Source organism: Microbacterium ulmi, assembly GCF_011759705.1.
Lineage (GTDB): Bacteria > Actinomycetota > Actinomycetes > Actinomycetales > Microbacteriaceae > Microbacterium > Microbacterium ulmi.
Genome location: NZ_JAAOZF010000001.1, coordinates 1,536,737 through 1,559,979, shown reverse-complemented (window position 1 = coordinate 1,559,979; position 23,243 = coordinate 1,536,737). Strand labels below are relative to the sequence as shown.

Annotated in this window: 21 protein-coding genes; 10 read left to right on the top strand and 11 right to left on the bottom strand. The window is 72.3% G+C overall.

Annotated features, from left to right (window positions below):
- Nucleotides 1-15: 15 nt before the first annotated feature.
- From FHS08_RS07565 to FHS08_RS07525, 9 genes are all read right to left on the bottom strand, one after another.
- Nucleotides 16-1,458 carry an FAD-dependent oxidoreductase gene (locus FHS08_RS07565; protein WP_167037432.1) on the bottom strand — a complete coding sequence of 481 codons (1,443 nt, stop codon included), beginning with the start codon at nucleotides 1,456-1,458 and terminating at the stop codon, nucleotides 16-18.
- Nucleotides 1,459-1,470: 12 nt separating this feature from the next.
- Nucleotides 1,471-2,583, bottom strand: coding sequence for a hypothetical protein (locus tag FHS08_RS07560; RefSeq protein WP_167037429.1), 1,113 nt, complete (start codon nucleotides 2,581-2,583; stop codon nucleotides 1,471-1,473).
- The gene (locus FHS08_RS07555) at nucleotides 2,580-3,125 is read right to left on the bottom strand and encodes a hypothetical protein (RefSeq protein WP_167037426.1); all 546 of its coding nucleotides are present in this window, start codon (nucleotides 3,123-3,125) and stop codon (nucleotides 2,580-2,582) included. Before FHS08_RS07555 ends, FHS08_RS07560 begins: the two co-directional genes overlap by 4 nt.
- Nucleotides 3,126-3,241: 116 nt before the next feature.
- A complete protein-coding gene (locus tag FHS08_RS07550) occupies nucleotides 3,242-4,708 on the bottom strand; it encodes a sodium:solute symporter family transporter (RefSeq protein ID WP_167037423.1) in 1,467 nt (488 codons plus the stop codon).
- Entirely contained in the window at nucleotides 4,705-5,115 is a 411-nt protein-coding gene (locus FHS08_RS07545; RefSeq protein WP_243847249.1) for a heavy metal transporter, read from the bottom strand. Before FHS08_RS07545 ends, FHS08_RS07550 begins: the two co-directional genes overlap by 4 nt.
- 13 nt (nucleotides 5,116-5,128) lie before the next feature.
- The gene (locus FHS08_RS07540; protein ID WP_167037420.1) at nucleotides 5,129-5,887 is read right to left on the bottom strand and encodes a LytR/AlgR family response regulator transcription factor; all 759 of its coding nucleotides are present in this window, start codon (nucleotides 5,885-5,887) and stop codon (nucleotides 5,129-5,131) included.
- Nucleotides 5,887-7,104 (bottom strand): histidine kinase, encoded by a 1,218-nt coding sequence (locus FHS08_RS07535; RefSeq protein WP_167037417.1) that lies wholly within the window; start codon nucleotides 7,102-7,104, stop codon nucleotides 5,887-5,889. The genes FHS08_RS07540 and FHS08_RS07535 overlap by 1 nt, the downstream gene beginning before the upstream one ends.
- A gap of 52 nt (nucleotides 7,105-7,156) precedes the next feature.
- Complete coding sequence (locus FHS08_RS07530; protein ID WP_341800354.1) at nucleotides 7,157-7,444, bottom strand: YbdD/YjiX family protein; 288 nt, start codon at nucleotides 7,442-7,444, stop codon at nucleotides 7,157-7,159.
- Nucleotides 7,444-9,726, bottom strand: a complete 2,283-nt coding sequence (locus FHS08_RS07525; RefSeq protein WP_167037414.1) for a carbon starvation CstA family protein — start codon at nucleotides 9,724-9,726, stop codon at nucleotides 7,444-7,446. The genes FHS08_RS07530 and FHS08_RS07525 overlap by 1 nt, the downstream gene beginning before the upstream one ends.
- 200 nt (nucleotides 9,727-9,926) lie before the next feature.
- Here FHS08_RS07525 and FHS08_RS07520 point away from each other — a divergent pair, with 200 nt between their 5' ends.
- The 10 genes from FHS08_RS07520 to FHS08_RS07475 all read left to right on the top strand — a co-directional run bounded on the left by FHS08_RS07520 (nucleotide 9,927) and on the right by FHS08_RS07475 (nucleotide 19,265).
- On the top strand, nucleotides 9,927-10,253 hold the full coding sequence (locus FHS08_RS07520; protein WP_167037411.1) for a GNAT family N-acetyltransferase: 327 nt from the start codon (nucleotides 9,927-9,929) through the stop codon (nucleotides 10,251-10,253).
- Nucleotides 10,250-11,239, top strand: a complete 990-nt coding sequence (locus tag FHS08_RS07515) for a pirin family protein (protein WP_167037408.1) — start codon at nucleotides 10,250-10,252, stop codon at nucleotides 11,237-11,239. Before FHS08_RS07520 ends, FHS08_RS07515 begins: the two co-directional genes overlap by 4 nt.
- A 174-nt stretch (nucleotides 11,240-11,413) precedes the next feature.
- On the top strand, nucleotides 11,414-11,965 hold the full coding sequence (locus tag FHS08_RS07510) for an ECF transporter S component (protein WP_167037405.1): 552 nt from the start codon (nucleotides 11,414-11,416) through the stop codon (nucleotides 11,963-11,965).
- Between the two features lie 76 nt (nucleotides 11,966-12,041).
- Nucleotides 12,042-14,003 carry an ATP-binding cassette domain-containing protein gene (locus FHS08_RS07505; RefSeq protein ID WP_167037402.1) on the top strand — a complete coding sequence of 654 codons (1,962 nt, stop codon included), beginning with the start codon at nucleotides 12,042-12,044 and terminating at the stop codon, nucleotides 14,001-14,003.
- On the top strand, nucleotides 14,000-14,845 hold the full coding sequence (locus FHS08_RS07500; protein ID WP_424960791.1) for an energy-coupling factor transporter transmembrane component T: 846 nt from the start codon (nucleotides 14,000-14,002) through the stop codon (nucleotides 14,843-14,845). The genes FHS08_RS07505 and FHS08_RS07500 overlap by 4 nt, the downstream gene beginning before the upstream one ends.
- Nucleotides 14,846-14,881: 36 nt before the next feature.
- Nucleotides 14,882-15,763: a siderophore-interacting protein gene (locus FHS08_RS07495; RefSeq protein ID WP_167037399.1), complete on the top strand. Its 882-nt coding sequence runs from the start codon at nucleotides 14,882-14,884 to the stop codon at nucleotides 15,761-15,763.
- Nucleotides 15,760-16,338 (top strand): ECF transporter S component, encoded by a 579-nt coding sequence (locus FHS08_RS07490; protein WP_167037396.1) that lies wholly within the window; start codon nucleotides 15,760-15,762, stop codon nucleotides 16,336-16,338. Before FHS08_RS07495 ends, FHS08_RS07490 begins: the two co-directional genes overlap by 4 nt.
- A 77-nt stretch (nucleotides 16,339-16,415) precedes the next feature.
- On the top strand, nucleotides 16,416-17,654 hold the full coding sequence (locus tag FHS08_RS07485; protein ID WP_167037393.1) for an LCP family protein: 1,239 nt from the start codon (nucleotides 16,416-16,418) through the stop codon (nucleotides 17,652-17,654).
- A gap of 683 nt (nucleotides 17,655-18,337) precedes the next feature.
- Nucleotides 18,338-19,015, top strand: coding sequence for a GNAT family N-acetyltransferase (locus FHS08_RS07480; RefSeq protein ID WP_167037390.1), 678 nt, complete (start codon nucleotides 18,338-18,340; stop codon nucleotides 19,013-19,015).
- A 64-nt stretch (nucleotides 19,016-19,079) separates the two neighbouring features.
- The gene (locus tag FHS08_RS07475; RefSeq protein ID WP_167037388.1) at nucleotides 19,080-19,265 is read left to right on the top strand and encodes a hypothetical protein; all 186 of its coding nucleotides are present in this window, start codon (nucleotides 19,080-19,082) and stop codon (nucleotides 19,263-19,265) included.
- Nucleotides 19,266-19,420: 155 nt separating this feature from the next.
- On the opposite strand, the gene FHS08_RS07470 is transcribed toward FHS08_RS07475, so the two are convergent.
- Complete coding sequence (locus tag FHS08_RS07470) at nucleotides 19,421-20,584, bottom strand: acyl-CoA dehydrogenase family protein (protein ID WP_167037385.1); 1,164 nt, start codon at nucleotides 20,582-20,584, stop codon at nucleotides 19,421-19,423.
- Nucleotides 20,585-20,761: 177 nt separating this feature from the next.
- The gene (locus tag FHS08_RS16870) at nucleotides 20,762-23,101 is read right to left on the bottom strand and encodes a D-alanyl-D-alanine carboxypeptidase family protein (protein ID WP_243847248.1); all 2,340 of its coding nucleotides are present in this window, start codon (nucleotides 23,099-23,101) and stop codon (nucleotides 20,762-20,764) included.
- Nucleotides 23,102-23,243 lie beyond the last annotated feature (142 nt).

Genomic DNA, 23,243 nt, shown 5'->3' with positions numbered 1-23,243 from the left:
GCGCCGGGCGACCGCTCAGCCGAGCCCGAGGTCGGGCGCCGGGAGTCCGAGCACGTCCTTGAGCGCGAGACGCGCCGCATAGAAGCCGGCGAGGCCGTGCACGCCGCTGGCCGGTGGTGTCGAGGACGAGCCCAGGTAGAGGCCCGGCGCGGGGGTTCGCCATGGGTGCGGCGAGAGCCGCGGCCGCGCGATCAGCTGAGGGAGGGTGATGGCGCCGGCCGAGATGTCTCCGCCGATCAGGTTGGGATCGGTCTCTGCGAGCTCGCGAGCGGTGTGGGAGACGCCCGCGAGCACGAGGTCGCGGAACCCGGGAGCCGCGGCCTCCACCATCCGGGTGACGTCTTCCGTCGGGTCGTGCGGCGACCCGTGCGGCACGTGGATGTAGGCCCACAGCACATGCCGTCCCGACGGCGCCCTGCTCGGATCGACGATGGTCGGCTGGCTCACCAGCACGTACGGCTCCGCCGCGACCGCGCCCGCGGCCACCGCGGCCTCCGCACGCTGCACCTGACGGCGGGAGCCGCCGAGGTGCACGGTCGGGCTGTGCCGTGCCGCGTCGAACGACCACGGCACGGGGCCGGAGAGCGCGAAGTCGACCTTCGCGACTCCGTCGCCGTAGCGCAGCCCCTCGAGACTGCGGACGTATGCGGGCGGCAGCACTCCGCGCCCGATCCGGGCGAGTGCACGCGCCGACGTGTCGGCGACGAGGATCCGTGCCCCCGCGAGGTCGCGCAGATCGACGACCTCCTGCCCCGTCTCGACCGCGCCGCCGTGCGCGGCCAGGTCGTCGGCCAGGGCGTCGATGATCGACTGCGAGCCCCCGATCGGCACCGGCCAGCCGCGGGCGTGCGCGTGCGCCGCCAGGACGAGCCCGACGGCGGCCGAGGCGAGGCTCGGCACTCGGCCGACGCCATGCGCGGTCACGCCGGTCAGAAGCGCCGGTGCGACGTCCTCGCGGAAGCGGGCGTTCCACAGCCCTCCGCCCTGCTCCAGGGCACGCAGCCCGAAGCGGAGCGCCGTGACAGGAGCCTGCGGCCAGCGCAGCATCTGGTTCGCGGTGAAGTCGGTGAGTCCGTCGATGTCGCGGATGAGCGGACGGAAAAGGCGCGCCCATGCCGCGCCGTCCCTGCCGAGCTCCTCCGCCGTCCGGTCGAGGTCGCGGTAGGCGATGCCGCCGGCCGCGACGCCGAGCGGCTGCGTGTAGGAGATCTCGGGCACGATGAACCGCACGCGTCGATCGAGCTGGAAGGCGCGGAAGAACGGCGATGCGAGGGCCAGCGGGTGGACGGCGGCCCCCACGTCATGGCGGAAGCCGTCCAGGGTGAGCGGAAGCGTGCGGGCTGCGCCGCCGATCGTGTCGGCGCGCTCGAGGACACGCACGCGCAGGCCCGCGCGGGCGAGCGTCACGGCGGCTGCCAGGCCGTTGGGCCCGCTGCCGACCACGATCGCGTCATCCACCCGATGGGCCCGTCATCGGCTGCTCAGCGGGTCGGCCTCGTCGATCGACGCGGATGGGCCCGCCCCGGGGACGGGCGCTCTCTCGCGCGCTGCCTGTCGGGCGCTCAGCCGCCGCGCGGCCCACGCGCCCACCAGCTCCCACTCGATGAGGAGGAAGCAGATGATCTGGTAGTCCCAGAACGGGAGGCCCATCAGCAGCCCGATCGTGGTGTGCATGCCGATGTAGGCGATCAGCATGAAGCTGCGCAGCCTCGGGATGAACAGCAGGAATCCTGAGATCTCGAGGAGGACGGTCGCGGACGACACCGCGATGAGGACGGCGGGCGTGTGCGCCACCCAGTCGACGATGCCGGCCATGGCGGCGGAGCCGTAGTTTCCGTAGCTGTAGTTCCCGTACGTGTACATCTGCAGGCCGAGATCGTCGCGCCAGGTCGTCGGGCCGCCGCCGATCAGGTACACCTGGTTGCCTGCCGTGAGTCCTCGGAGGTAGAAGCCGAGAGTCTCGCCGTCCATCCACCGGAACCCGCTGAAGCGGAGCTTCGACAGACCCGAAGCCGTGTACGTGAGGGCGAGCAGGCCCAGGACGAGCGTGACACCCCACTTCCGGTACGGAGCCGTGAGGTATCCCCACAGATCCTTGCGTCCCGCACGCCACCACCGGATCACATGCTCGAGCGACACCGCGTTCGTCCCGGGAGCGAACGCCAGCACGAGCAGCACCTGCGTCGTCAGTGACGACTCGTGGTCGAAGACGCCCTGGCTGGTGTCGACCGCGCGTGCGAAGAGTCCGATAGCGGCGAGCACGAACAGCGCGGGCCGAGTCGCCAGGCCCACGACGCTCAGGACCGTGAGACCGAGCACGGCGAATCCGACCGCCTGCGGGTGCGTGAAGAGGAACTCGCGGAGGCTTTCGGGCACGAGCCGCAGCATCCAGCCCTCGTACGCGAGCTGTGGCTGCTCTATCTGCCAGCCCCTCACGAGGCGGTACGTGTACAGACCGAAGATCGGCGCCAAGGCGATCCTCATCCAGCTGAGCCTGCCGACCCACAGCAGCGGCAGCACCTTGAGCACCGCCGCCGTGAGAGCCGTCTGCCAGCCGGTGCGCGCATCCGCCTTCGTGGTCACCGCGTCACCTCGTAGGTGTGCGTGTAGCGACGGGTCGACGTGTCGTAGTGGCCCACCTGCGCCGTGGAGATGAGCGCGCCCGCATTGTCGACGTGGTCGACATAGACGTCGATCCTGTCGTAGTCGATGTCGCGCTCGTCCCGCAGGAAGTCGGCGATCGGCCCGAAGAAGTCCGCCATCCTGGCCGCGAGCTGCTCCGGTGTGCCCGATGCCGGGTCCAGATCGCGGAAGGGCGCGGTGTCGGTCATGGGCCGGTAGTACCAGGAGGCGAACTGCCGCATGATCTCCCGCTCGGTGCGGTTCGTCTGCTCGATCGGCAGCGGCTCCGCGACGCCGTCGCGCACGCCCTCGAACCGGAACGTGTAGAGCTGCGTGTCGGGGCCCACGTAGTGGGCGAACATGGGCGCCGTCGTGAAGGGGAAGTCCTCGATTCCGAGGGCGATCACGAACAGGTTGGGGATCACGAGCGCCGCCGAGACCACCACCGGGAGAACGGCGGAACGGATCGAGCGCTTCGACGAAGCCCCATCTGATGTGAGCACGCCTGTCCTTTGCGTGGGCCGCGGGTGTGTGTCCAGCCGGGTGCCTGAGAAGCGCGAGCCCTCAGGGGTGGTGAGGCCACCTTAGTGCTCCGGAAGGATCCCGCGAGCATGCGTTCTCACACCTGCCCGTGACCGCGCTCCGGCACGTGCAGCCGGGAGAGATAGCGCTCCGTTCGGACGGGGATGCGGCCGCGGTCGAGCAGCGACACGACGACCACCGTGAGGGTCGCGAGCGGGATCGTCCACGCGGCGGGCTGGGCCATCACGGCGCCCCACCAGTCGGCGCCGGCGAGCGGCGCCAGCAGCAGCGCCGCGCCGCACGACAGCGCGCCGACGAGCATCCCGGCGACGGCGCCGCGCGCCGTCAGCCCCCGCCACCACACGCCGAGAAGGATGACGGGGGTCAGGCTCGACGCCGCGAAGACGAAGACCGTGCCGACGCTCGAGACGAGCCCTTCCGGAACCGTGAGGAGCGCGAAGACGAGCGGCACGAGGGTGCACAGCGCCGCCGAGACCCGGAAGGAGCGCACGGAGCCGTCGAAGACGTCCTGGCTCACGACGCCCGCGAGCGACACGACGAGGCCGGAGGATGTCGCGAGGAACGCCGCGAACGCGCCCGCGACGACGAGCGCCGTCAGGAGGTCGCCGAGGATCCCGGGGAAGACGCGTGACGGCAGCGCCAGCACGACCGTGTCGGCGACGCCCGGCTCGGCCAGATCGGGGGCGACGACCCGTGCGATGAGCCCGAGCGTTCCCGAGACGGCGTAGAAGACGCCGATCATCGCCACCACGAGCACCGTCGTGCGCCGTGCCGAGCCGCCGTCCGGCGAGGTGTAGAAGCGGACGAGCACGTGCGGGAGCCCGATCGTTCCGAGCAGCAGCGCAGCCATGAGCGAGACGGTGGCGTAGGCGTCCGCCCCCGACGGCCCACGCTCCGCGGGGAACACCAGCGCGGGATCGAACGACGTCTCGCCGCCCGACAGCGCCATGAGGATGAGCACGGCCGGCACGGCGAGCGCCGTGAGCTTGAGCCAGTACTGCATCGCCTGCACGGCCGTGATGGCGCGCATGCCGCCCGCCGCGACGATGCCGGCGACGAGCACGGCGACCACGACGGCACCGACCCAGGGCTGCACGTCGGCGACGACGCCCAGGGCGAGCGAGGCGCCGTGCAGCTGCGGCACGATGTAGAGCCAGCCGATGACCAGCACGAGCAGGCTCGTGACCCGCCGCGCCGCACGCGACTCGAGCCTGGCCTGGATGAAGTCCGGGATCGTGTACGCGCCGCTGCGACGGAGGGGAGCCGCGACGAACAGCAGCAGCAGGAGGTAGCCGGCCGCGTACCCGATGGGGAACCAGAACCCCTCGGCGCCCGAGAGCAGCACGAGCCCTGCAAGGCCGAGGAAGGTGCCCGCCGACAGGTACTCGCCGCTGATGGCCGACGCGTTCCAGACCGGCCGCACGCTGCGGGACGCGACGAAGAAGTCGCTCGTCGTGCGGCTGAAGCGCAGGCCCGCGACGCCGAGCACGGCTGTCGCGACGACGAGCAGCCCGATCGCCGCGAGATCGAGGATCGGCATCACACGCCCCGCTCCGCGTCGGCGAGCGCTCGGTACCGCCGCTCGTTGCGCGCGGCGCCGCGCGCGTACACGACGCCGAAGAACAGGATGATCGGGTAGTACCCGTACGCCTGCAGCAGCCACGAGAGCGGAACTCCTGCGACGACGGGGTCGCCCGCCCTCGCGACGACGAAGATGCCCGCCGTGAAGGCGCCCGCGACGAGCAGGAAGCCCAGCAGGCACCCGAGCGCGAGCCGCAGCTGCGATCGCACGAGTCCGCCGACGAAGACGGCCCCCGCCTCCTGCACGGGTGCGCCCGGCAGTGCGATGCCCCGCGTCGCCGCGGGGACGGCCGTCGCCGGCCGGTCGGCTGTCACGCGCACGCGCGGAGGGGGACCGGATGCCGCGTCCCGCCGCTCGGGCCCGGTCACGGCATCCTCCCGCTCACCGCGGCCCCCGATCGGGCCGCACGAGCTGTTCGCGCACGGCGGGCACGAGCCGGCGGCTGACGGGAAGCTCGATCTCGGACAGCACGACGACCGGCGCGGGCCCCGACAGGCGCACCTCGGTGACGGCGTCGCGATGCACGAGGTACGAGCGGTGCACGCGCACGAACCCCGCGGCGGACCACCGCTCCTCGAGCTCGGAGATGGGGGCCCGCACGAGGTGGCTCACTCCCGAGGTCGTCCACAGGCGCGAGTAGTCGCCCTCCGCGTGCACCCATCGCACGTCGCTGCGCCGCACGAGCCGCACGCTCGAGCCGACGGAGACGGGGACCGTCTCGTCGCCGGCCGCGGCATCCTGCTCGCCGGCCGCGAGCGGCTCCGCATCGCGCGATCGCACGGCCGCGGCGACACGGTCGATCGCCTGTTCGAGCCGTGCGACCCGCACGGGCTTGAGGACGTAGTCGACGGCGCGCACGTCGAACGCCTCGAGGGCGCCCGCCTCGTCGGCCGTCACGAACACCACGATGGGACGTATCACGAACCGGTCGAGCGCCCGGGCGAGGTCGAAGCCGCTGAGCCCCGGCATGTGGATGTCGAGGAACGCGGCATCCACCGCGTCCGTCGAGAGGATCCGCAGCGCGTCCGCGCCGCTGGAGGCCTGGCGGATGCGACGGATGCGAGGGTCGCGGTCGAGGAAGGCGACGAGCTCCGCGAGTGCGGGGGCTTCGTCGTCGGCGACGAGCACGTCGAGGGGCATCAGGATTCCGTCTCGTGAAGCGGCTGAGACTTCGGCACCCGCATCCGCACCATGGTACCGGCGCCCCGATTCGTCTCCACGACGAGTCCGCCGCCGGTCCCGTACAGCTGCCGCAGGCGCGTGTCGACGTTGCGCAGGCCCACGTGCGTCGTCGCCTCGTCGCCCGAGAGCAGAGCGCGCAGGGCCTCGGGGTCGATGCCGACGCCGTCGTCCTCGACCGTGATCTCGGTGTGCGTGCCGCCGTCGTTGGACGCGATCGTGATGACGCCGCCGCGCTCGCCCGGCTCGAGCCCGTGCCGCACGGCGTTCTCGACGAGGGGCTGCACCGACAGGAAGGGGATGACGGTCGCAAGCGTCTCGGGAGAGATCCGCAGTCGCACCGTCAGGCGCTCCCCGAACCTGGCGCGCTCGAGCTCGAGATACGAGTGGATGCTGCGCAGCTCCTCCGCAAGCGTCGTGAACTCCCCCTGCCGACGGAACGAGTACCGCGTGAAGTCGGCGAACTCGAGCACGAGCTCGCGCGCCCGCACGGGATCCGTCGAGATGAAGGACGCGATCGCGGTGAGGGCGTTGTAGATGAAGTGCGGGCTGATCTGGGCGCGCAGCGCCCGCAGCTCGGCCTCGGCGAGGGCCGTGCGCGATGCGTCGAGCTCTCCGAGCTCGAGCTGCGCGGCGCACCACTGCGCGACCTCTCCCGTCGCGCGCACGAGGGGTCCGCGCACGTCGTCCGCGAACGCGACGAGCACGCCCCAGACGACGCCGTCGACGACGATGGGCGCGCCGACGGCCTCCTGCACGCCGGGCTGCCGTCGAGGGAAGACCTGCCGGCGCTTCGAGGTGCGCACGCGCTCGGCGATGCGGCGAGCCGCACTCTCGATGCCGTCGACGGCGGGCCGCCCCGAGCCGCGGGCCGCGGCATCCGGTGTCGCGCCATCGACGGCGACGTCGTTGCCCGGACCGACGATCGCGACGGCGCTCGCACCCAGCAGCGCCCGCAGATGACGTGCCGCGCGCTGCGTGCCGGGGTCGTCGCCGTCTCCGCGCAGCTCTGCCGCCGCGAGCCCCGCGACGTGCAGCGCGCGATAGGTCGCCCGCTCGGCGTCGCTGCCGAGGTCCTTCGAGCCCATCGCGAGTCGTCGCGCGAGCACGAGGGCGAGGACCAGCGCGGCGCCGAGGACGACGCCGACGCTTCCTGCGATCAGCGCTGCGTCGGGCATGGTGAGAGCCTAGATCGGCCGGGAGGGACGCACCGAGCCCGGCGCCGACGGCTCAGCAGCAGCGCACGCCCGGATTGCGGTCCTGATCGTCCATGCGCTCGCGCCAGAACGCGCGCTCCGAGAGCGGCGGCTCCTCGTGGCCGTGCAGCGCGTGGTGCTCGAGGTACGCCCGGTAGGCGTTGTCGCCCATGAGCGAGGTGAGATACCAGCGGATGCCGCGGCCCGCCCGCAGCGCGTGACTCCACATCGTCGCGCGGGCCGCGGCCCGGTCCCCACGCCCCGAGGAGCCGCGCGGCGCGTCGGCGCCGTTCGGAGGGGGCGTGGGGACCGTCGCGTCCATCAGTGGCCCGCCGTGACCTTCGCCTGCGCGGGGTTGTCGGCGCGATAGTCGTCCCACTGCTTCTCGATCTCGCGCTCGGCGGAGCTCGAGATGAAGCTCGCGGGGGCGAAGCGCCGCGAGGAGACGGCGGCATCCTCGTCGTCCGTCGAGACGCCGCTGCGGATGGCCTTCACCGCGACCACGAGCGCCACGACGATCACCACGATCGCGAGCGTCACGAAGATGATCGAGAGCGTGCCCTGCACCGCCGTGTTGCGGATGACGGCGGCGACGACCTCGGGGGTCCCGAGACTGTCGTCTCCTGCCGCCTGCGCCGCGGCGTACTTGGCGTTGTTGGCCCAGTAGCCGATCGCGGGGACGGGCGAGAAGATCTTGTACATCGACGCCGTGATCGTCACGACCGACGCGAACGCGAGGGGCAGACCCACGATCCACAGCCACTTCACGTACGAGGGCCCGCGCTTGGCCACGATCGCGAACACGACCGCGAGCGCGATCGCCGCCAGCAGCTGGTTGGCGATGCCGAACAGCGGGAAGAACGTGTTGATGCCTCCCAGCGGGTCGGTCACGCCGAGGATGAGGATCCAGCCCCAGCCGGCGACCATGATCGCCGTGCAGATCCAGACACCGGGGCGCCACGACACGTCGCGGAACCTCGGGATCCACGCGCCGATCGAGTCCTGCAGCATGAAGCGCGCGACCCGGGTGCCCGCGTCGACGGCGGTCAGGATGAACAGCGCCTCGAACATGATCGCGAAGTGGTACCAGAACGCCATGAGCGCCGTGCCGCCGAGCGCCTGCTGCATGATGTGCGCGAGGCCGAGGGCGAGCGTGGGGGCGCCGCCCGTGCGCGAGATGATGCTCTCCTCGCCGACGGCCGCGGCCGTCGAGGTCAGCACGTCAGGTGTGATCTGCACGCCCGTGAGGCCGAGCGAGTTGACGAACGCGACCGCCCCCTCGACCGTGCCGCCCGTCGCGGCGGCCGACGCGTTCATCGCGAAGTAGATGCCCTGGTCGATCGAGACGGCGGCGACGAGGGCCATGATCGCGACGAACGACTCCATGAGCATGCCGCCGTAGCCGATGAAGCGCGTCTGGCGCTCCTTCTCGATGAGCTTCGGCGTCGTCCCCGACGCGATGAGGGCGTGGAAGCCCGAGAGGGCACCGCACGCGATCGTCACGAACAGGAAGGGGAACAGCGGCCCCGCGAAGACCGGCCCCAGGCCCGTCTCCGCGAACTCCGTGAACGCCGGCACCGTGATCTCGGGCCGCACGAGCACGATCGCGCCCGCGAGCATCACGATGACGCCGATCTTCATGAAGGTCGACAGGTAGTCGCGCGGCGCGAGCAGGAGCCACACGGGGAGCACGGCGGCGATGAAGCCGTAGATGATGATGCCCCACGCGATCGTCGTGCGGTCGAGGTGGAAGATCGCCTGACCCCAGTCGGTGCCGGCGACCCAGCCGCCGGCGACGATCGCGGCGATGAGGAGCACGAAGCCGATGATCGAGACCTCGGTGACCTTGCCGGGGCGCAGGAAACGCAGGTAGACGCCCATGAACAGGGCGATCGGGATCGTCATGGCGACGCTGAACACGCCCCACGGGCTCTCGCCGAGCGCGTTCACGACGACGAGCGCGAGGATCGCGATGATGATGAGCATGATCAGCAGCGACGCGATGATGGCCGCCGTCCCGCCGACTCTGCCGAGCACGTCGCGCGCCATCTGGCCGATCGTGCGGCCGCCGCGGCGCATCGAGAAGAACAGGACCGTGTAGTCCTGCACGGCGCCCGCGAGCACGACGCCGACGATGATCCAGATCGTTCCGGGCAGATAGCCCATCTGCGCGGCGAGGACGGGACCGACGAGCGGGCCCGCGCCGGCGATCGCGGCGAAGTGGTGGCCGTAGAGCACGCGACGGTCGGTCGGGACGTAGTCCTTGCCGTCGTACTTGACCTCGGCGGGGGTGGCTCGGCGGTCGTCGGGGCGGGTGATGTACTTCTCGATCACCGTCGAGTAGAAGCGGTAGCCGATGAAGTAGGTGCACACCGCCGCGAACACGAACCAGATGGCGTTGACGGTCTCGCCGCGGACGATGGCGATCATCGTCCAGGCCATCCCGCCGAGGACGGCGATCGCCGCCCACAGGATGATCTTCGGAAGCGTCCAGCGGGTCTGGAGTCTGTCGGCCGGGACGGCGACGGGGGGAAGCGCGGGGTCCTGTTCGAGGACGGCCGGGCCGCCTCGCTTCGGCCCTCGACGCTGAGGGGAATCGGACATGGGGGTGATCTCCTTGTTCACGCGACAGTGCGTCCTGGCAGGTTAGGAAGGCGCCGCGGCATCCGGCAGGGGGCTTGCCGCGCGTGCGGCATCCGTGCGACGAACGGCGCATCGCCTGCGACGAACGGCGCGAGCCATGGCGCCCGCGGCGGCGCCGACCTAGGTTGGGAACCGACAGCACCGACTCGAGGGGATACCGCATGCCTGACACCGACGACGAGCTGACGGTCGAGCGCGATGACGCGGAGGGCCGCTACGAGATCCGCGTCGGCGACGTCCTCGCGGGCTACACCGTGTTCTACACCGACGGGCACGGCCGGCTCGTGCTTCCGCACACCGAGATCGATCCGGCCTTCCGCGGACGCGGCCTCGCCGGCATCCTCGTCGCGGAGGCGCTCGCCGACATCGCGGAGCGGGGCGAGACCGTCGTGCCGCTGTGTCCCGTCGTCGTGAAGTACCTGCGCGAGCACACCGTGCCGGGGCTCGAGGTGGCGTGGCCGACGCTCGACGGAAAGCCGGTGGGATGACCCGACTCGACGCCGACGCGACCGAGCTGGCCGAGGCGTCGGATCCGTGCGACGGACCCCGCGCGATGCTCCTCGAGTCTCGCGAGGTGCCCCTCGGCGGCGTGCGCGCGATGGAGGTGCACCGTGCGCTTCCGCAGCGCGATCTGCCGACCGTCGGCGCATGGTGCTTCCTCGACCGGTTCGGACCGCAGGTCACGCGCATGCGCGTCGAGCCGCACCCTCACATCGGCCTGCAGACCGTCACCTGGCCCTTCGTCGGAGAGGTCCGGCATCGCGACTCGATCGGCAGCGACGTCGTGCTGCGGCGCGGGCAGCTGAACCTCATGACGAGCGGTGCGGGCATCGCGCACTCCGAGTACTCCGTGGGCGAGGATGCCGTGCCTCTCGACGCGCTGCAGCTGTGGGTCGCCCTTCCCGACTCGCGTCGGCACGGCGGTCCTGCCTTCGAGCAGCGCACGGATCTGCCCGTGATCGACCTGCCTTCCGAAGCAGGCCCGGATGCCGCGGCCGTCGTCGTGCTGGGCGACTTCGCCGGCGCGAGCTCGCCAGCCACCGTGTACACGCCCATCGCGGGAGCCGAGGTGCGCGTGCCCGGCGGCGGCCGGGTCCGTCTTCCGCTGCAGCCCGAGTGGGAGTACGCCCTCGTCGGCGTCGACGGATCGCTCGATGTCGACACGGAGGGCGACGCGGCATCGCTCTCGCTGTCGCCGCAGCACCTGCTGTACCTCGGAGCACGGCGCACACACATCGAGGTCTCGTCGGCGGACGGCGCTACGGTCTTCCTGCTCGGCGGCGAGCCGTTCGAGGACGACCTCGTCATGTGGTGGAACTTCGTCGGTCGCACGCACGACGAGATCGCGGAGGCCCGCGAGGAGTGGGAGACGGGCTCGGCCCGCTTCGGCCGCGTCGCGGGACACGGCGACGTGCGCATCCCGGCCCCGCCGCTTCCCGGTGTCCGGCTCACGCAGAGGTGCCGCCGGACCTAGAGGCCCTACGGCCCGCGCGGCGGTCCTCGTGGTGCCGGCTCCGCGGCCGCGCCGGTGCGGCGAGCGGACGGCGGCAACGGCCGCGCACCACGCCGACCGCGCCGAGCGCGGTGAAGCCTTCTGTCGTGTCGCGCGGGCGGATGCCGCGGCATCCGCCCGCACTAGGCTGAACGCGTGGCCCGCCCGACCGCCCTCTCGACCCGCGTCCTGCTGACGTGCGCCGCGATCGGCGTCGCCACGGGGCTGCTCGGAGGCGTCGCCGGCTGGATCACCCCCGCGGTCATCGCCGGGTTCGCGGTGGTCTACGGGTTCGTGCTCGGCGTCCACGTCATCCCGGGCATCATCGCGCAGGAGGTCCTGCGCCTGCCGTGGGTCGCCCTGCTCACGCACGTGCTCGCCGCGCTCGTCGCGAGCGCGATGGCGCCGTGGTGGGCGGGCCGGTTCCTGGGGACGGCGATCCTGTTTGGCGGCATCCAGGAGCTCGTCGCGGCGCTCACGCGCTACCGCGTGTGGCAGACGTGGCGGTTCTTCATCTCGGCGGTCGTGATCGGCGTCGTCGTGGCGGTCGTCGTCGCGTTCGCGGCTCACCTCTCTGCACTGCCGCTCTGGGCCCAGGTCGCCTACCTCGTGCTGGCGGTGCTCGGTCCCGTCCTCTGGACGGCGATCGCCCTCGCGGTCGGCGCGGCTCTCCGGCGCGCGGGTGTCGCCCGCCGCGTCGGCGCCTGATCGCGCGGACCGTCACCGCGGTCGGTAAGGCTCGGCTAAGTTAGGGGAGACTCAGCTAACCCCCGAGGGAAGAACCGTGACCGCTCCCGCGCGCGATGCTTCCGCCGCGCCGACGGCGGACGGCGCCGGCGCGCCCCTTCTGCGGGTGCGCGGGCTCGCGATCACGCACGAGGGCGAGGATGCCGCCACCCCCGCCTCCGTGTCGTTCGACGTCTCGGCGGGCGAGGTCGTGCTCCTGCTCGGCCCGAGCGGATCGGGGAAGTCGACGCTGACCCTCGCGCTCAACGGGCTCATCCCGCACGCCGTGTCCGCGACCGTGACGGGGACCGTCGAGATCGGCGGGCTCGCGGCATCCGTCACCCCCGTGTCGGAGCTGAGCACGCGCGTCGCGATGGTCTTCCAGGACCCCGACGCGCAGCTCGTCACGGGGACGCTGCTCGACGAGGTCGCGTTCGGACCCGAGAACCTCCGGATGCCGGTGGCCGACGTCCTCGCCCGTGCGGAGGGGGCGCTCCGCCGCGTCGGGCTCTGGGAGCGTCGCGGCGAGAACCCGGACCGTCTCTCGGGCGGCGGACGCCAGCGCCTCGCGATCGCGTGCGCGCTCGCGATGGGGTCGCCGCTGCTCGTGCTCGACGAGCCGACCGCGAACCTCGATCCGCAGGGGATCGAGGAGGTGTACGCGGCACTCGCCGAGCTCGTCGCGGAGCGCGACCGGGCGATCCTGCTCGTGGAGCACAACCTCGATGCCGCCGTCGGGTTCGTCGACCGCGTCGTCGTGCTCGACGCGGCGGGGCGGCTCGTCGCCGACGGATCGGTCGACGCCGTGCTGCGGCATCGCGCCGAGGAGCTGCACGAGATGGGGGTGTGGCTGCCGATCTCGACGCTCGCGGCGCTGCGGCTGCGCGCCGCAGGGTACGGGCTCGACCCGCTCCCCCTGACGCCGGCCGAGCTGAGCGCGGCGCTGGAGGCGGCGCCCGGTCCCGAGGTTCGCAGAATCGCACGGTCCTCGCAGGACTCGCACGAAGAGCTGCGAAGCTCACACGATTCTGCGGAGTCCGTGAGGGCGGCGACGGATGCCGCGGCATCCGCCCCCCTCATCTCCGTGCGCGACCTCACTCTCCGCCGCGGCCGCACCGACGTGCTGCACGGCGTCGACCTCGACGTGCGGGCGGGCGAGTTCGTCGCGATCGTCGGCGCGAACGGCGCGGGCAAGACGAGCCTGCTCCAGGCGATCGCGGGGGTCGTGCCGCCGCCCCGCGGGAGCGTCCGCATCGGAGACCTCGACGTCGGGCGCGCAGACTCGCGGCGGCTGTCGTCGCGCATCGGGTTCGTCTTCCAGAACCCCGAGCACCAGTTCATCGCGCACACCGTCTTCGACGAGATCGCGCACGGGCTGCGGCTGCAGCACCTTCCCGACGACGAGGTCCGCGCTCGCACGGAGGCCCTCCTCGAGCGGTTCGGGCTCGCCGAGAAGGCGCAGACCCACCCGTTCCTCCTCTCGGGCGGGCAGAAGCGCCGCCTCTCGGTCGGGACGGCCCTCGTCGCCGGCGCCCCCGTGCTCGCGCTCGACGAGCCGACGTTCGGTCAGGACCGCGCACGAGCCGACGAGCTGCTCGGCCTCCTGCAGGAGCTCAATCGGGAGGGCACCACGATCCTCGTCGTGACCCACGACATGCAGCTCGTGACGGAGTACGCCCACCGCACGGTCGTCCTCAGCGACGGGCGGGTCGTGGCCGAGGGACCGACCGCCGACGTCTTCGCGGATGGCGCCCTCATCGAGGGGGCGGGGCTCCGCCTCCCGCCCCTGCGCCGCGCCCTGCGGGGCCTGGCCCGGCATCCTGAGCTCGCACGGGTGGCCCGCCTCGCCGACCTGCCCCCGGCCCCCGCCCCCGCTCCCACCCTCGCTCCCGCCCTCGCAGAGCTCGCAGGTTCGCGCGAACTCCGCACTGAACGCGCAGAACCGTGCGAGCGTGGCGCGATTCTGCGACGTCTGGATGCCTCGGACGCCGGAGCGCATGCGCCGGAGGCCGGGTCGTGACCGGCGCCATCACCGCCGGCGCGCACGGCGCGGCATCCGTCGACCCGTATGCGACGCAGACGCCCGCGCATCCCGTGCGGTTCCTGTACGGCCTCAATCCCCTCGCGAAGTTCCTCGCCCCGGCTCCCGCGATGGTGCTCCTCGTCTTCGTGCGGGATGTCGCGACCCCGCTCGCGTTCCTCGCTCTCGCGTACGTCCTCGTGCTCGTCGGAGTGCGGTTCACGGCCCGCACGGCGGGCATCCTCGTCGGTGCCATCCCTGGGGCCGTCGCCCTCATCGGCATCGGCTTCTCACTCTGGACGGATGCCGCGCTCGTCGACGGCACAGCCGTCGTCTGGCGGTTCGGCGCGTGGACGATGTACAGCGGAGCCTTCGCGATCGGCTTCTCGACGGCGCTGCGGCTCGCCGCGATCCTCTCCCTCGCCCTCATCGCGGGGCTGTCGACGACCGGCCCCGACCTCGTGCGCGCGATGGTGCAGCAGCTGCGCGTGCCGTACCGCATCGGCTACACGGCGCTCGCGGCGTTCCGGTTCGTGCCGCGGTTCGGCCACGAGCTCGAGGTCATCCGGCAAGCGCACCGCGTCCGCGGCGCGCACGGCGGGCGCGGCCCGTTCGCGGCGGCAGCGCGCTGGGCGGGCTACATCGTCCCCCTCCTGGCGGGCGCGATCCGGCACGCCGAGCGGGTCGCCCTCGCGATGGATGCCCGCGCCTTCGGCGCGCACCCCGACCGCACCGAGCGCCACCTCGTGCCGTGGCGCGCGCGCGACGCCGTCTTCGTGGTGCTGTTCTGGGCGGCGTCGGCCGCGATCTTCTGGACCTTCTTCCCGTGGGGCGCGGCATGAGCCGCGGCATCCCCCACTCGACCCGAGAGGACTGACATGGCCATCGCGAGCCGGCTCGTCAAGCCCGAGACGCAGGACCTGCTGCACCTCACCGTGCAGCGCACCGAGCGTCTGTCTCCGCACTGGATGCGCATCACGCTGGGCGGCGGCGAGATCGACCGCTTCCGCCACATGGGGTACGACCAGTGGTTCCGCATCTTCCTGCCGCTCGGCGGCGACGAAGGGCTCGAGCGCGTCCCCGCGAAGGCCAACAAGCTGTTCGGCTACCTCACGTACCTGCGGATCCCCGACGGCGTGCGTCCGGTCATGCGCAACTACTCGGTGCGCGCATTCCGTGCCGCCACGGCGAGCCGGGATGCCGAGCTCGACGTCGACTTCGTGCTGCACGGCTCCGCCGCCGACGGCACCGCCGGGCCCGCGTCTCGCTGGGCCGAGACGTGCGAGCCGGGCGAGAGCGTCGTCATCATCGACGAGGGCCTCGCATTCAACCCCGAGCGCGGCACGGAGAGCGTGCTGCTCGTCGCGGACGAGACCGGCCTTCCCGCGATCGCCTCGATCTGCGCGACCCTCCCGGCATCGGCGACGGGCCGGGCGATCATCGAGGTGCCCTCGCTCGAGGACGCCCTGTCGTTCGACGCCCCCGCGGGCGTCGAGGTCGAGTGGATCGTCCGCTCGCACGACGGCAAGCCCGGCACGCTCGCGCTCGCACGCCTCGAGTCGCTGACGGATGCCGAGCTCCCGCCATCCCCCTTCCACGCATACGTCGTCGGCGAGCAGGCGCTGCCCACGTCCGCGCGCCGGCACCTGGTCCGCCGCGGCGTCGACAAGGACCGCATCAGCTTCTGCGGATACTGGCGCGTCGGCGCGGCATCCCCCACGCCGAAGTCGCAGCTCGCGGGAGCGGAGACGCACCCGTGAGCCGGGTCACGACGGCGTACCTGCTCACGTGCGCCGCGATCGGCGTCGCAGGCGGCATCCTGCTCATCGGCACGTGGTGGGTCTCCTCCGTCCTGTTCGTCACGGTGCCGTTCGTCTCGGTCGCCGTCGCGGGGCTGTGGGTCGTCCCCGCCGTCGTCGCCCTGCGCCTCATCCAGCGCCCCTTCGCGGGCCTGCTGGTCGGCCTCATCTCGGGGCTCGTGCTCGCGCCGTTCTTCACGGTCGGCGCGATCGCGACGACGCTGTGGTGGTCGTTCTTCCCCGAGCTGCCGTTCCTCGTGACGCTCTACCGACGGTGGTCGACCGGGCTGCACTACGCGGGAGCGCTCGTCGTGGGGATCGTGTACCCGTTCGCGGCGGCGGAGTCGTTCGACCTGTGGACGATGCCGCTCGGCGCCGGGATCGGGTTCGTCGCCCTCACCATCGCGAGCTGCCTCTTCGGGACGTGGCTCGGCATCCTCGTCGCGGGTCGCCTTCGTGCCGCGGGGGTCGCGCGGCTCGCACGCAGACCCGCGCCCGCGGTCCCGCGGACGGCGACGGACTCCGACGCGGCGTGACACGGCATCCACAGTCCCTCCCGGCGGATGGCGGCGCGGAATAGGATCCAGTCACCCCCGACGAGAGACGGACTGCGATGGCGCGAAGAAGGCACACCGTCGCGCGGCACGCACACCTGCGGTCGCCGCATCCGCTCGCGCAGTTCGGGGTCATGCTCGTGGTGGCCGTCGCGGTCGCGGTCGTGAGCGCCGGTGGAGTCGCCGCCTTCGCGAGCTACGACCTCGTCGAGAGCTTCTCGAGCGGTGCCGTCGAGATCGAGGGCCAGCCGCCCGTGCCCCCCGACATCGGTGCGATCGAGGGCGGCGTCAACGTGCTCGTGACGGGCATCGACCAGTGCGAGGAGGAGTTCAAGCACTACTTCGGAGCACGATGCAAGGGCCCGGATGCCGCGGGCAAGCTCAACGACGTCAATCTGCTCGTGCACATCTCCGACAAGCCCCGCCGTGTGACGGTCATCTCGTTCCCGCGCGATCTGATGGTGCAGCTGCCGTCGTGCACCCGCCCCGACGGGTCGCGCACGGGCGGCGGCCGCGACGCCATCAACGCCGCCTACACGTACGGCGGGCTCTCGTGCGTCGTCAAGACCGTCTCGCAGCTCAGCGGCCTCAACATCCACTTCGCCGCGATGGTGACGTTCGGTGGTGTCATCGAGATCACCGACGCGATCGGCGGCGTCGACGTGTGCCTTCAGGACCCCATCCGCGATCGCAACACGGGGCTCAACATGGAGCCCGGAACGCACACGGTGTCGGGTGTGACGGCCCTGCAGTTCCTCCGCACCCGCTACGGCGTCGGCGACGGCAGCGACCTCGGGCGCATCTCGAATCAGCAGCAGTACATGTCGCGCCTCGCGCGCAAGCTCATGAGCGAGGACGTGCTGTCCAACCCCGCGACGCTCTACAAGCTCGCGTCTGTGGCCCTCTCGAACGTGACGCCGTCGACGAACCTCACGAACCCCATGACGGTCGTGCAGATCGCCCTCGCCGTCAAGGACGTGCCGTTCGGCGACATCGTCTTCCTCCAGTACCCCACACTGGGCGACCCTTCGAACCCCAACAAGGTCGTGCCGAACCTCTCCGCCGCGGCCGACATGTGGGCGGCGCTCGAGACCAACAAGCGGCTTCAGATCACCGGCGCCGTCGGGGCGAACGGCGCGGTCGTCGACGTGACGCAGCCGTCGGCTCCGCCCGCGGAGCCCGATCCGGCAGCGACGGGCGACGCCGCCGCGCCCCCTGCGGAAGAGGTCGTCGAACTGCCCAAGAGCATCACGGGCTCCACCGCGGATCAGCAGACCTGCAGCGCCCGCAAGCACTGAGCCTCGGACGGGTCCGCGTCGCGGGCCGCCCCGTGCGGGCCCCCGCGACCCGGCGTCCCGCCCCGCATCCGCTCCCCCGCGTCGCCCGTGTGCGGCATCCGCGCCACCGCGCATCCGCGACCGCGCCATGCCCCGTCGCACCACGACCCGTCGCACCACGACCGCGCCCGTTCCGCGCGCCACGACCGCCGCATCACGACCGCGCCCGTTCCGCGCGACCGCGCCCTCCGCGCATCCGCCCCCCGCACCACGACCGCGCCACTTCCGCGCGACCGCGCCATCCCTCACCGCAGCAGATGCACGGAACAGCAGCAGACACGCACGATGCGATGCGGACCGATGACGACCCGCTGCTCACGATCACGGACACGACCGCGCCCGTTCCGCGCGACCGCGCCCTCCGCGCATCCGCCCCCCGCACCACGACCGCGCCAGTTCCGCGCAACCGCGCCATCCCTCACCGCAGCAGATGCACGGAACAGCAGCCGACACGCACGATGCGATGCCGGACCGAAGACGACCCGCTGCTCACGATCACGGACACGACCACGCCCTCCGCGCAACCGCGCGCTCCGCGCATCCGCCCCGCACCACGACCGCGCCAGTTCCGCGCGACCGCGCCATCCCCAACCGCAGCAGATGCACCGAACAGCAGCAGACACGCACGATGCGATACTGGCTCGATGTCCTCTCCCGAACTCGTCCGGGTATGGCCGGCCGCGGGCCTGCGCGCCCGCGCAGGAGACCTCGAGCTGCGCTGGATCGATGACGACCTGCTGCTCGCGCTCGCGGACGTGGCCGCGCGCGGCATCCACGACGACGACCGGATGCCGTTCTACGTCCCGTGGACGCGTGGAACGCCGGAGCAGGTCGCGCGATCGGTCGTGTCGTACCAGTGGGGCGTCCGTCCCCTGATGGGCCCCGGCAGGCTCCGTATCGAGCTCGGCGTGCTCGTCGACGGAGTGCCCGTGGGGGTTCAGGGGGCCGGCGGCGACGAGTGGCCCGTGCTCCACCGCGTCGAGACGGGATCGTGGCTCGGGCGCGACTTCCAGGGCCAGGGCACCGGCACGCGCATGCGGGCGCTCATGCTCGAGCTGCTCTTCGCCGGCCTCGGCGCGGACGAGGTCACGTCGGGCGCGTTCGTGGACAACCCCGCGTCGGCCGCCGTCTCCCGCAAGGTCGGGTACCTCGACAACGGCATGACGACCCTCGGGCGCGAGGGTCGCGCCGTCGCGCACCGCAACTTCCTCATGACACGCGACCGCTGGCTCGCGGTCCGTTCGGCCAACCTCGCGCTGCTGGACTCGCCGGTCGAGCTCGAGGGCGTCGAGGCGGTGCGAGCAGTGCTCGATCCCGAATGACGGATGCCGCGCCCCGCGCCCCGGGAATGACGGACGCCGCGCCCCCGCGCCCCCGGAATGACGGATGCCGCGCCCCCGCGCCGCGGGAATGACGGATGCCGCGCCCCGCGCCCCGGGAATGACGGATGCCGCGCCCCCGTACCCCGGAGTGACGGATCCCACGCCCCCGTACCCCGGAGTGACGGATCCCACGCCCCCGTACCCCGGAGTGACGGATGCCGCGCCCCCGCGCCCCGCGCCCCGGGAATGACGGATGCCGCGCCCCCGCGCCCCGGGAATGACAGACGCCGCGCCCCCGTACCCCAGAGTGACGGATCCCGCCCCGCGTCCCCGGAATGACGGATGCCGCGCCCCCGCGCCGCGAAGGGCCGGGGCCGCGGCATCCGGGACCGCGTCAGCGAGCGCTCAGCGCTTGCCCGCGATCTGACGCGAGACGATGTCGCGCATGATCTCGTTCGTGCCGCCGTAGATGCGGTGCACACGCGCGTCGAGGAAGGCGCGAGCGATCGGGTACTCCGTGATGTAGCCGTACCCGCCGTGCAGCTGCACGCACGTGTCGAGGACCTCCCACTCGCGCTCGGTCGCCCAGAACTTGACCTTCGCGGCCTCCTCGGCCGTGAGCTTCTGGTCCTTGTACGCGAGGAGGGCGCGGTCGATGTAGGCCCAGAGGACGTCGACGGTGACCGCCACGTCGGCGAGCTTGAAGCGCGAGTTCTGGAAGTCGATGATCCGCTCGCCGAAGGCCTCGCGGTCCTTCGTGTAGGCCACCGTCCAGTCGAAGGCCGCCTCGGACGCAGCGGCCGCCGCGACGCCGATCGAGAGCCGCTCGAGCGGCAGGTTCATCATGAGCTGGATGAAGCCCTGACCCTCTCGGCCGGAGATGAGGTTCTCCTCGGGGACGAAGACGTCGCTGAAGGACAGCTCGGCGGTGTCGTGACCCTGGAAGCCCATCTTGTGGAGCTTCTTGCCGTGGTCGAACCCGTCCATGCCGTTCTCGATGATGAGGAGGCTGAAGGCGTCGGGGCGGTTGCCCTCGCCCGTCTTGACGAACGTCACGATCATGTCGGCGGTCTTGCCGCTCGAGATGAACGTCTTCGCGCCGTTGACGAGGTACCCGCCGTCGACCTTCTTCGCGGTCGTCTTGATGCCGCGGAGGTCCGAGCCTGCGCCCGGCTCGCTCATCGCGAGGGCGCCGAGGATCTCGCCCGTCGCCATGCCAGGGAGCCACTTCTCCTTCTGCGCCTGCGTGCCCATATGCACGATGTAGGGAACGGCGAGGTCGTCCTGGATGCCGAAGGCGCCCGCGAGGGATCCTGCGCCCGCCTTGATGACCTCTTCGTTGACGACCGTGCGGAAGCGGTAGTCCTGCAGCATCCCTGCGCCGCCGAACTCCTCGGGGACGGAGAGCCCGATGACGCCGGCCTCGCCCGCGGCGAGCATCGTCTCGCGGTCGACCTCGCCCGCGGCATCCCACCGCTCACGCGCCTCGTTCGTCACGTAGCGCTTGATGAACTCCTTGACGACCTCGCGGAACGCCTCGTGGTCCTCGTCGTAGATGTCGCGCTCCATGTGAGCCCGTCCTTTCGTGAAATCCGGCGGGGCTCTCGGCCGCGGCGCCGCAGGCGAGTCTAGGTCAGGATCGTGGACGCCACCCGAACGCTGTGAGATTGCATCCCACTTCGTGCGGCACCGGGTTCCGTTCCTTGTGGGATGCCGCCAGCGGCCGTCGCGACCGGCCGAGACCCGTCAGTCGGCGTAGTCGGGCGCGGCCGGGAGCCCGAAGAACTCCTCGATCGTGTGCCAGCCGCCGTCGTGGTACGCGGCCGCGAGGTCGGGCCCGATGTACCGCAGATGCCAGGGCTCGGGCGCGTACCCGGTCACATCGGTGTGGCCGTCCTCGTAGCGGACGATCCAGCCGAACTCCCACGAGTGCTCGACGATCCACGCGCCCTGCGTCGTGCTCGCGAGGGCGTCGAACGATCCGCAGCTCCCCGCCTCGCAGGCGACGACGTCGCTCGCGAGGCCGGACTGGTGCTCGCTGAACCCCGGCCGCGCGCTCACGAGGTCGGCGGACTCCGTCCCCCGCGAGGAGACCTGCGACCGGTACGTCGAGCGCTGCACGCCGTACGAGCGGAACCCGCTCGACAGGGCGATCTCGCCAGCCCCGGCGTTGCGCGCCGCGACGACCATCGCGCTCAGGGCGGTCGCCGCCTCGGCGCGCAGTGGGCTGCCGGCGAGGTCGCGCACGCCCGCCGGGAGCTGGAGGTGCGTCGGCTGGAAGTCGACGGGATCGAACGGGCGCTGCTTGTTGACGACCACCCACACCCGCGCCGGGTCGTCGAGCGGGATGCACGGCGCGCGGCCCGCTGCGACCGCGGCGCGGAAGGGCTCGCCGCCGCCGGATGCCGCGATCGTGGCCGCATCGTCTCCCGCAGCGATCGCGGCGGCCACCTCGGGCATGTCGCACAGCGGCACGTACGACGCGGCCGCCGTCACGGCGGGCGCGGGGATCGACTCCGCGAGGGCGGGCAGCGGCGCGCCGGACGTCACGGGAGCCCGGGAAGGCGTGCCGCTGACATGGGGCCGGGCCGTGTCGGAGACGACCGATCCGGCGAAGGCGGCCGTCACTGCGGCGCCGCCGCCGAATGCGACGATCGCTGCGGCCAGGAAGCCGAAGAGGACCCGCACGCGGGCCGCGCGCCTGGCACGGGCGTGCTTGGCCGGCGACAGCTCGGGCATGAGGAGCACGACTTCGCGCGCCATGCGGCGCGTGGAGCCCGTGTCGGGGTGCGGACCGGGGGTTCGGCGCGTGCCGTCGCCGCCGATCGAGGGTGACCGCAGGTCGATGAGGTCGGTCGCTCGCGACACGGGCTCGGCCGTGGCCAGCGCGAAAGCAGAGTCCCTGGAGCGTGAGGTCTCCGTCTCGGGCGGAGGCTGGGCCTTCTCCTCGACCTCCCCGCGCTCCTGGGCCTCCCCGCGCTCCTGGGCCTCCGCGCCTTCCTGGACCTCCCCGCGCTCCTCGAACTCCGCGCTGCTGCGGCGCCGCAGCCGGCGCAGCGGCGGCGCGGCCTCGCCAGGCTCGGTCGGCAGCCCGGGAGGCGCATCGGACGACGCGGGCGCATCGGACGACGCCGCGTCGCCCGATTCCGGCGCGAGGGGCGCGGTCTGCCCCGTGCCGTCTGCCGGAGGCGGTGAGGTGTCGTCGGGCGCGACCTCGAGCGAGCGGTATGCGCGACGGTGGCGGCGCAGGAGCGGAGCGGACGGGGCGTCTGGGTCGGGCGCCGGTTGGGGTTCGAGATCGGCGAGGGAGGCGTCGGGTGGGTCGGCGGGCTCAGGCGAGGCGGCGTGCTCAGGCGAGGATGCGGGCTCAGGCGATCCGGCGGGCTCAGGGGGGTCGGCGGGCTCAGGCGAGGCGGCGGGCTCAGGCGAGGATGCGGGTTCAGGGGGGTCGGCGTGCTCGACGGCCGCGTGAGCATCCGGCTCGACGGCGGAGTCTGGGGTCGAGTCGCGGCCCTCGGCCGCCTCCACGGCGGAGTCGGGGGCTGCGGGGGCCGCGGCATCCTTCTCGCCGTCGGCGTCCTGCGGCGGGTCCGTCGCGAAGGCGCTTCCCGTCGTTGCGGGAGCCTCGGCGGGCAGGGGAAGAGCCGCGATGATCGGCGAAGAGGAGTCCTCGGGATGCGGCTGCCCGCCGTGGGTCGGCACGTCCTCGCGCGGCGGAGGGACGACGGCGGTGCGGGAGGCGGGCGGCAGGATCGGCGTCGGACGTCCTCGCAGGGCGGGCGCGGTCGCATCGAAGGACGAGCCGGTCGCCTCGACGTCGGCGAAGGAGCGCACGACAGGGCTGCTGAGGCGCTTGCGCTCCGTCGTGTACGTGGATCGATGCCGACGCGGAGTCGGAACGGGCCCCTCGGGCAGGAACGACTCGATCGCGGACTCGTCGGCGATGTCGAGCTGCGGCTCAGGCGTCTCGAGCGGCTCCTGGCCCGGGACGAAGCTCGACCGGTGTCGCACGAAGGGGACCTCGTGCGCGGCATCCGTCGTCCAGGTCAGGATCCCGCCCGCCGACTCGAGGTCGACGGCGGCCATGCCTGCACGCCCCTCCTGTTCTGCCCCTGCGGGCGCGGAGAGGGGAGGCCGATTCGGGTCGGGCGCCGTCACGCGGCCCATTCTCCCTCGTGCGGGCACCCGCCTGCACCAATCGCCCTGGATGATGTCGCATCTTCGCCGT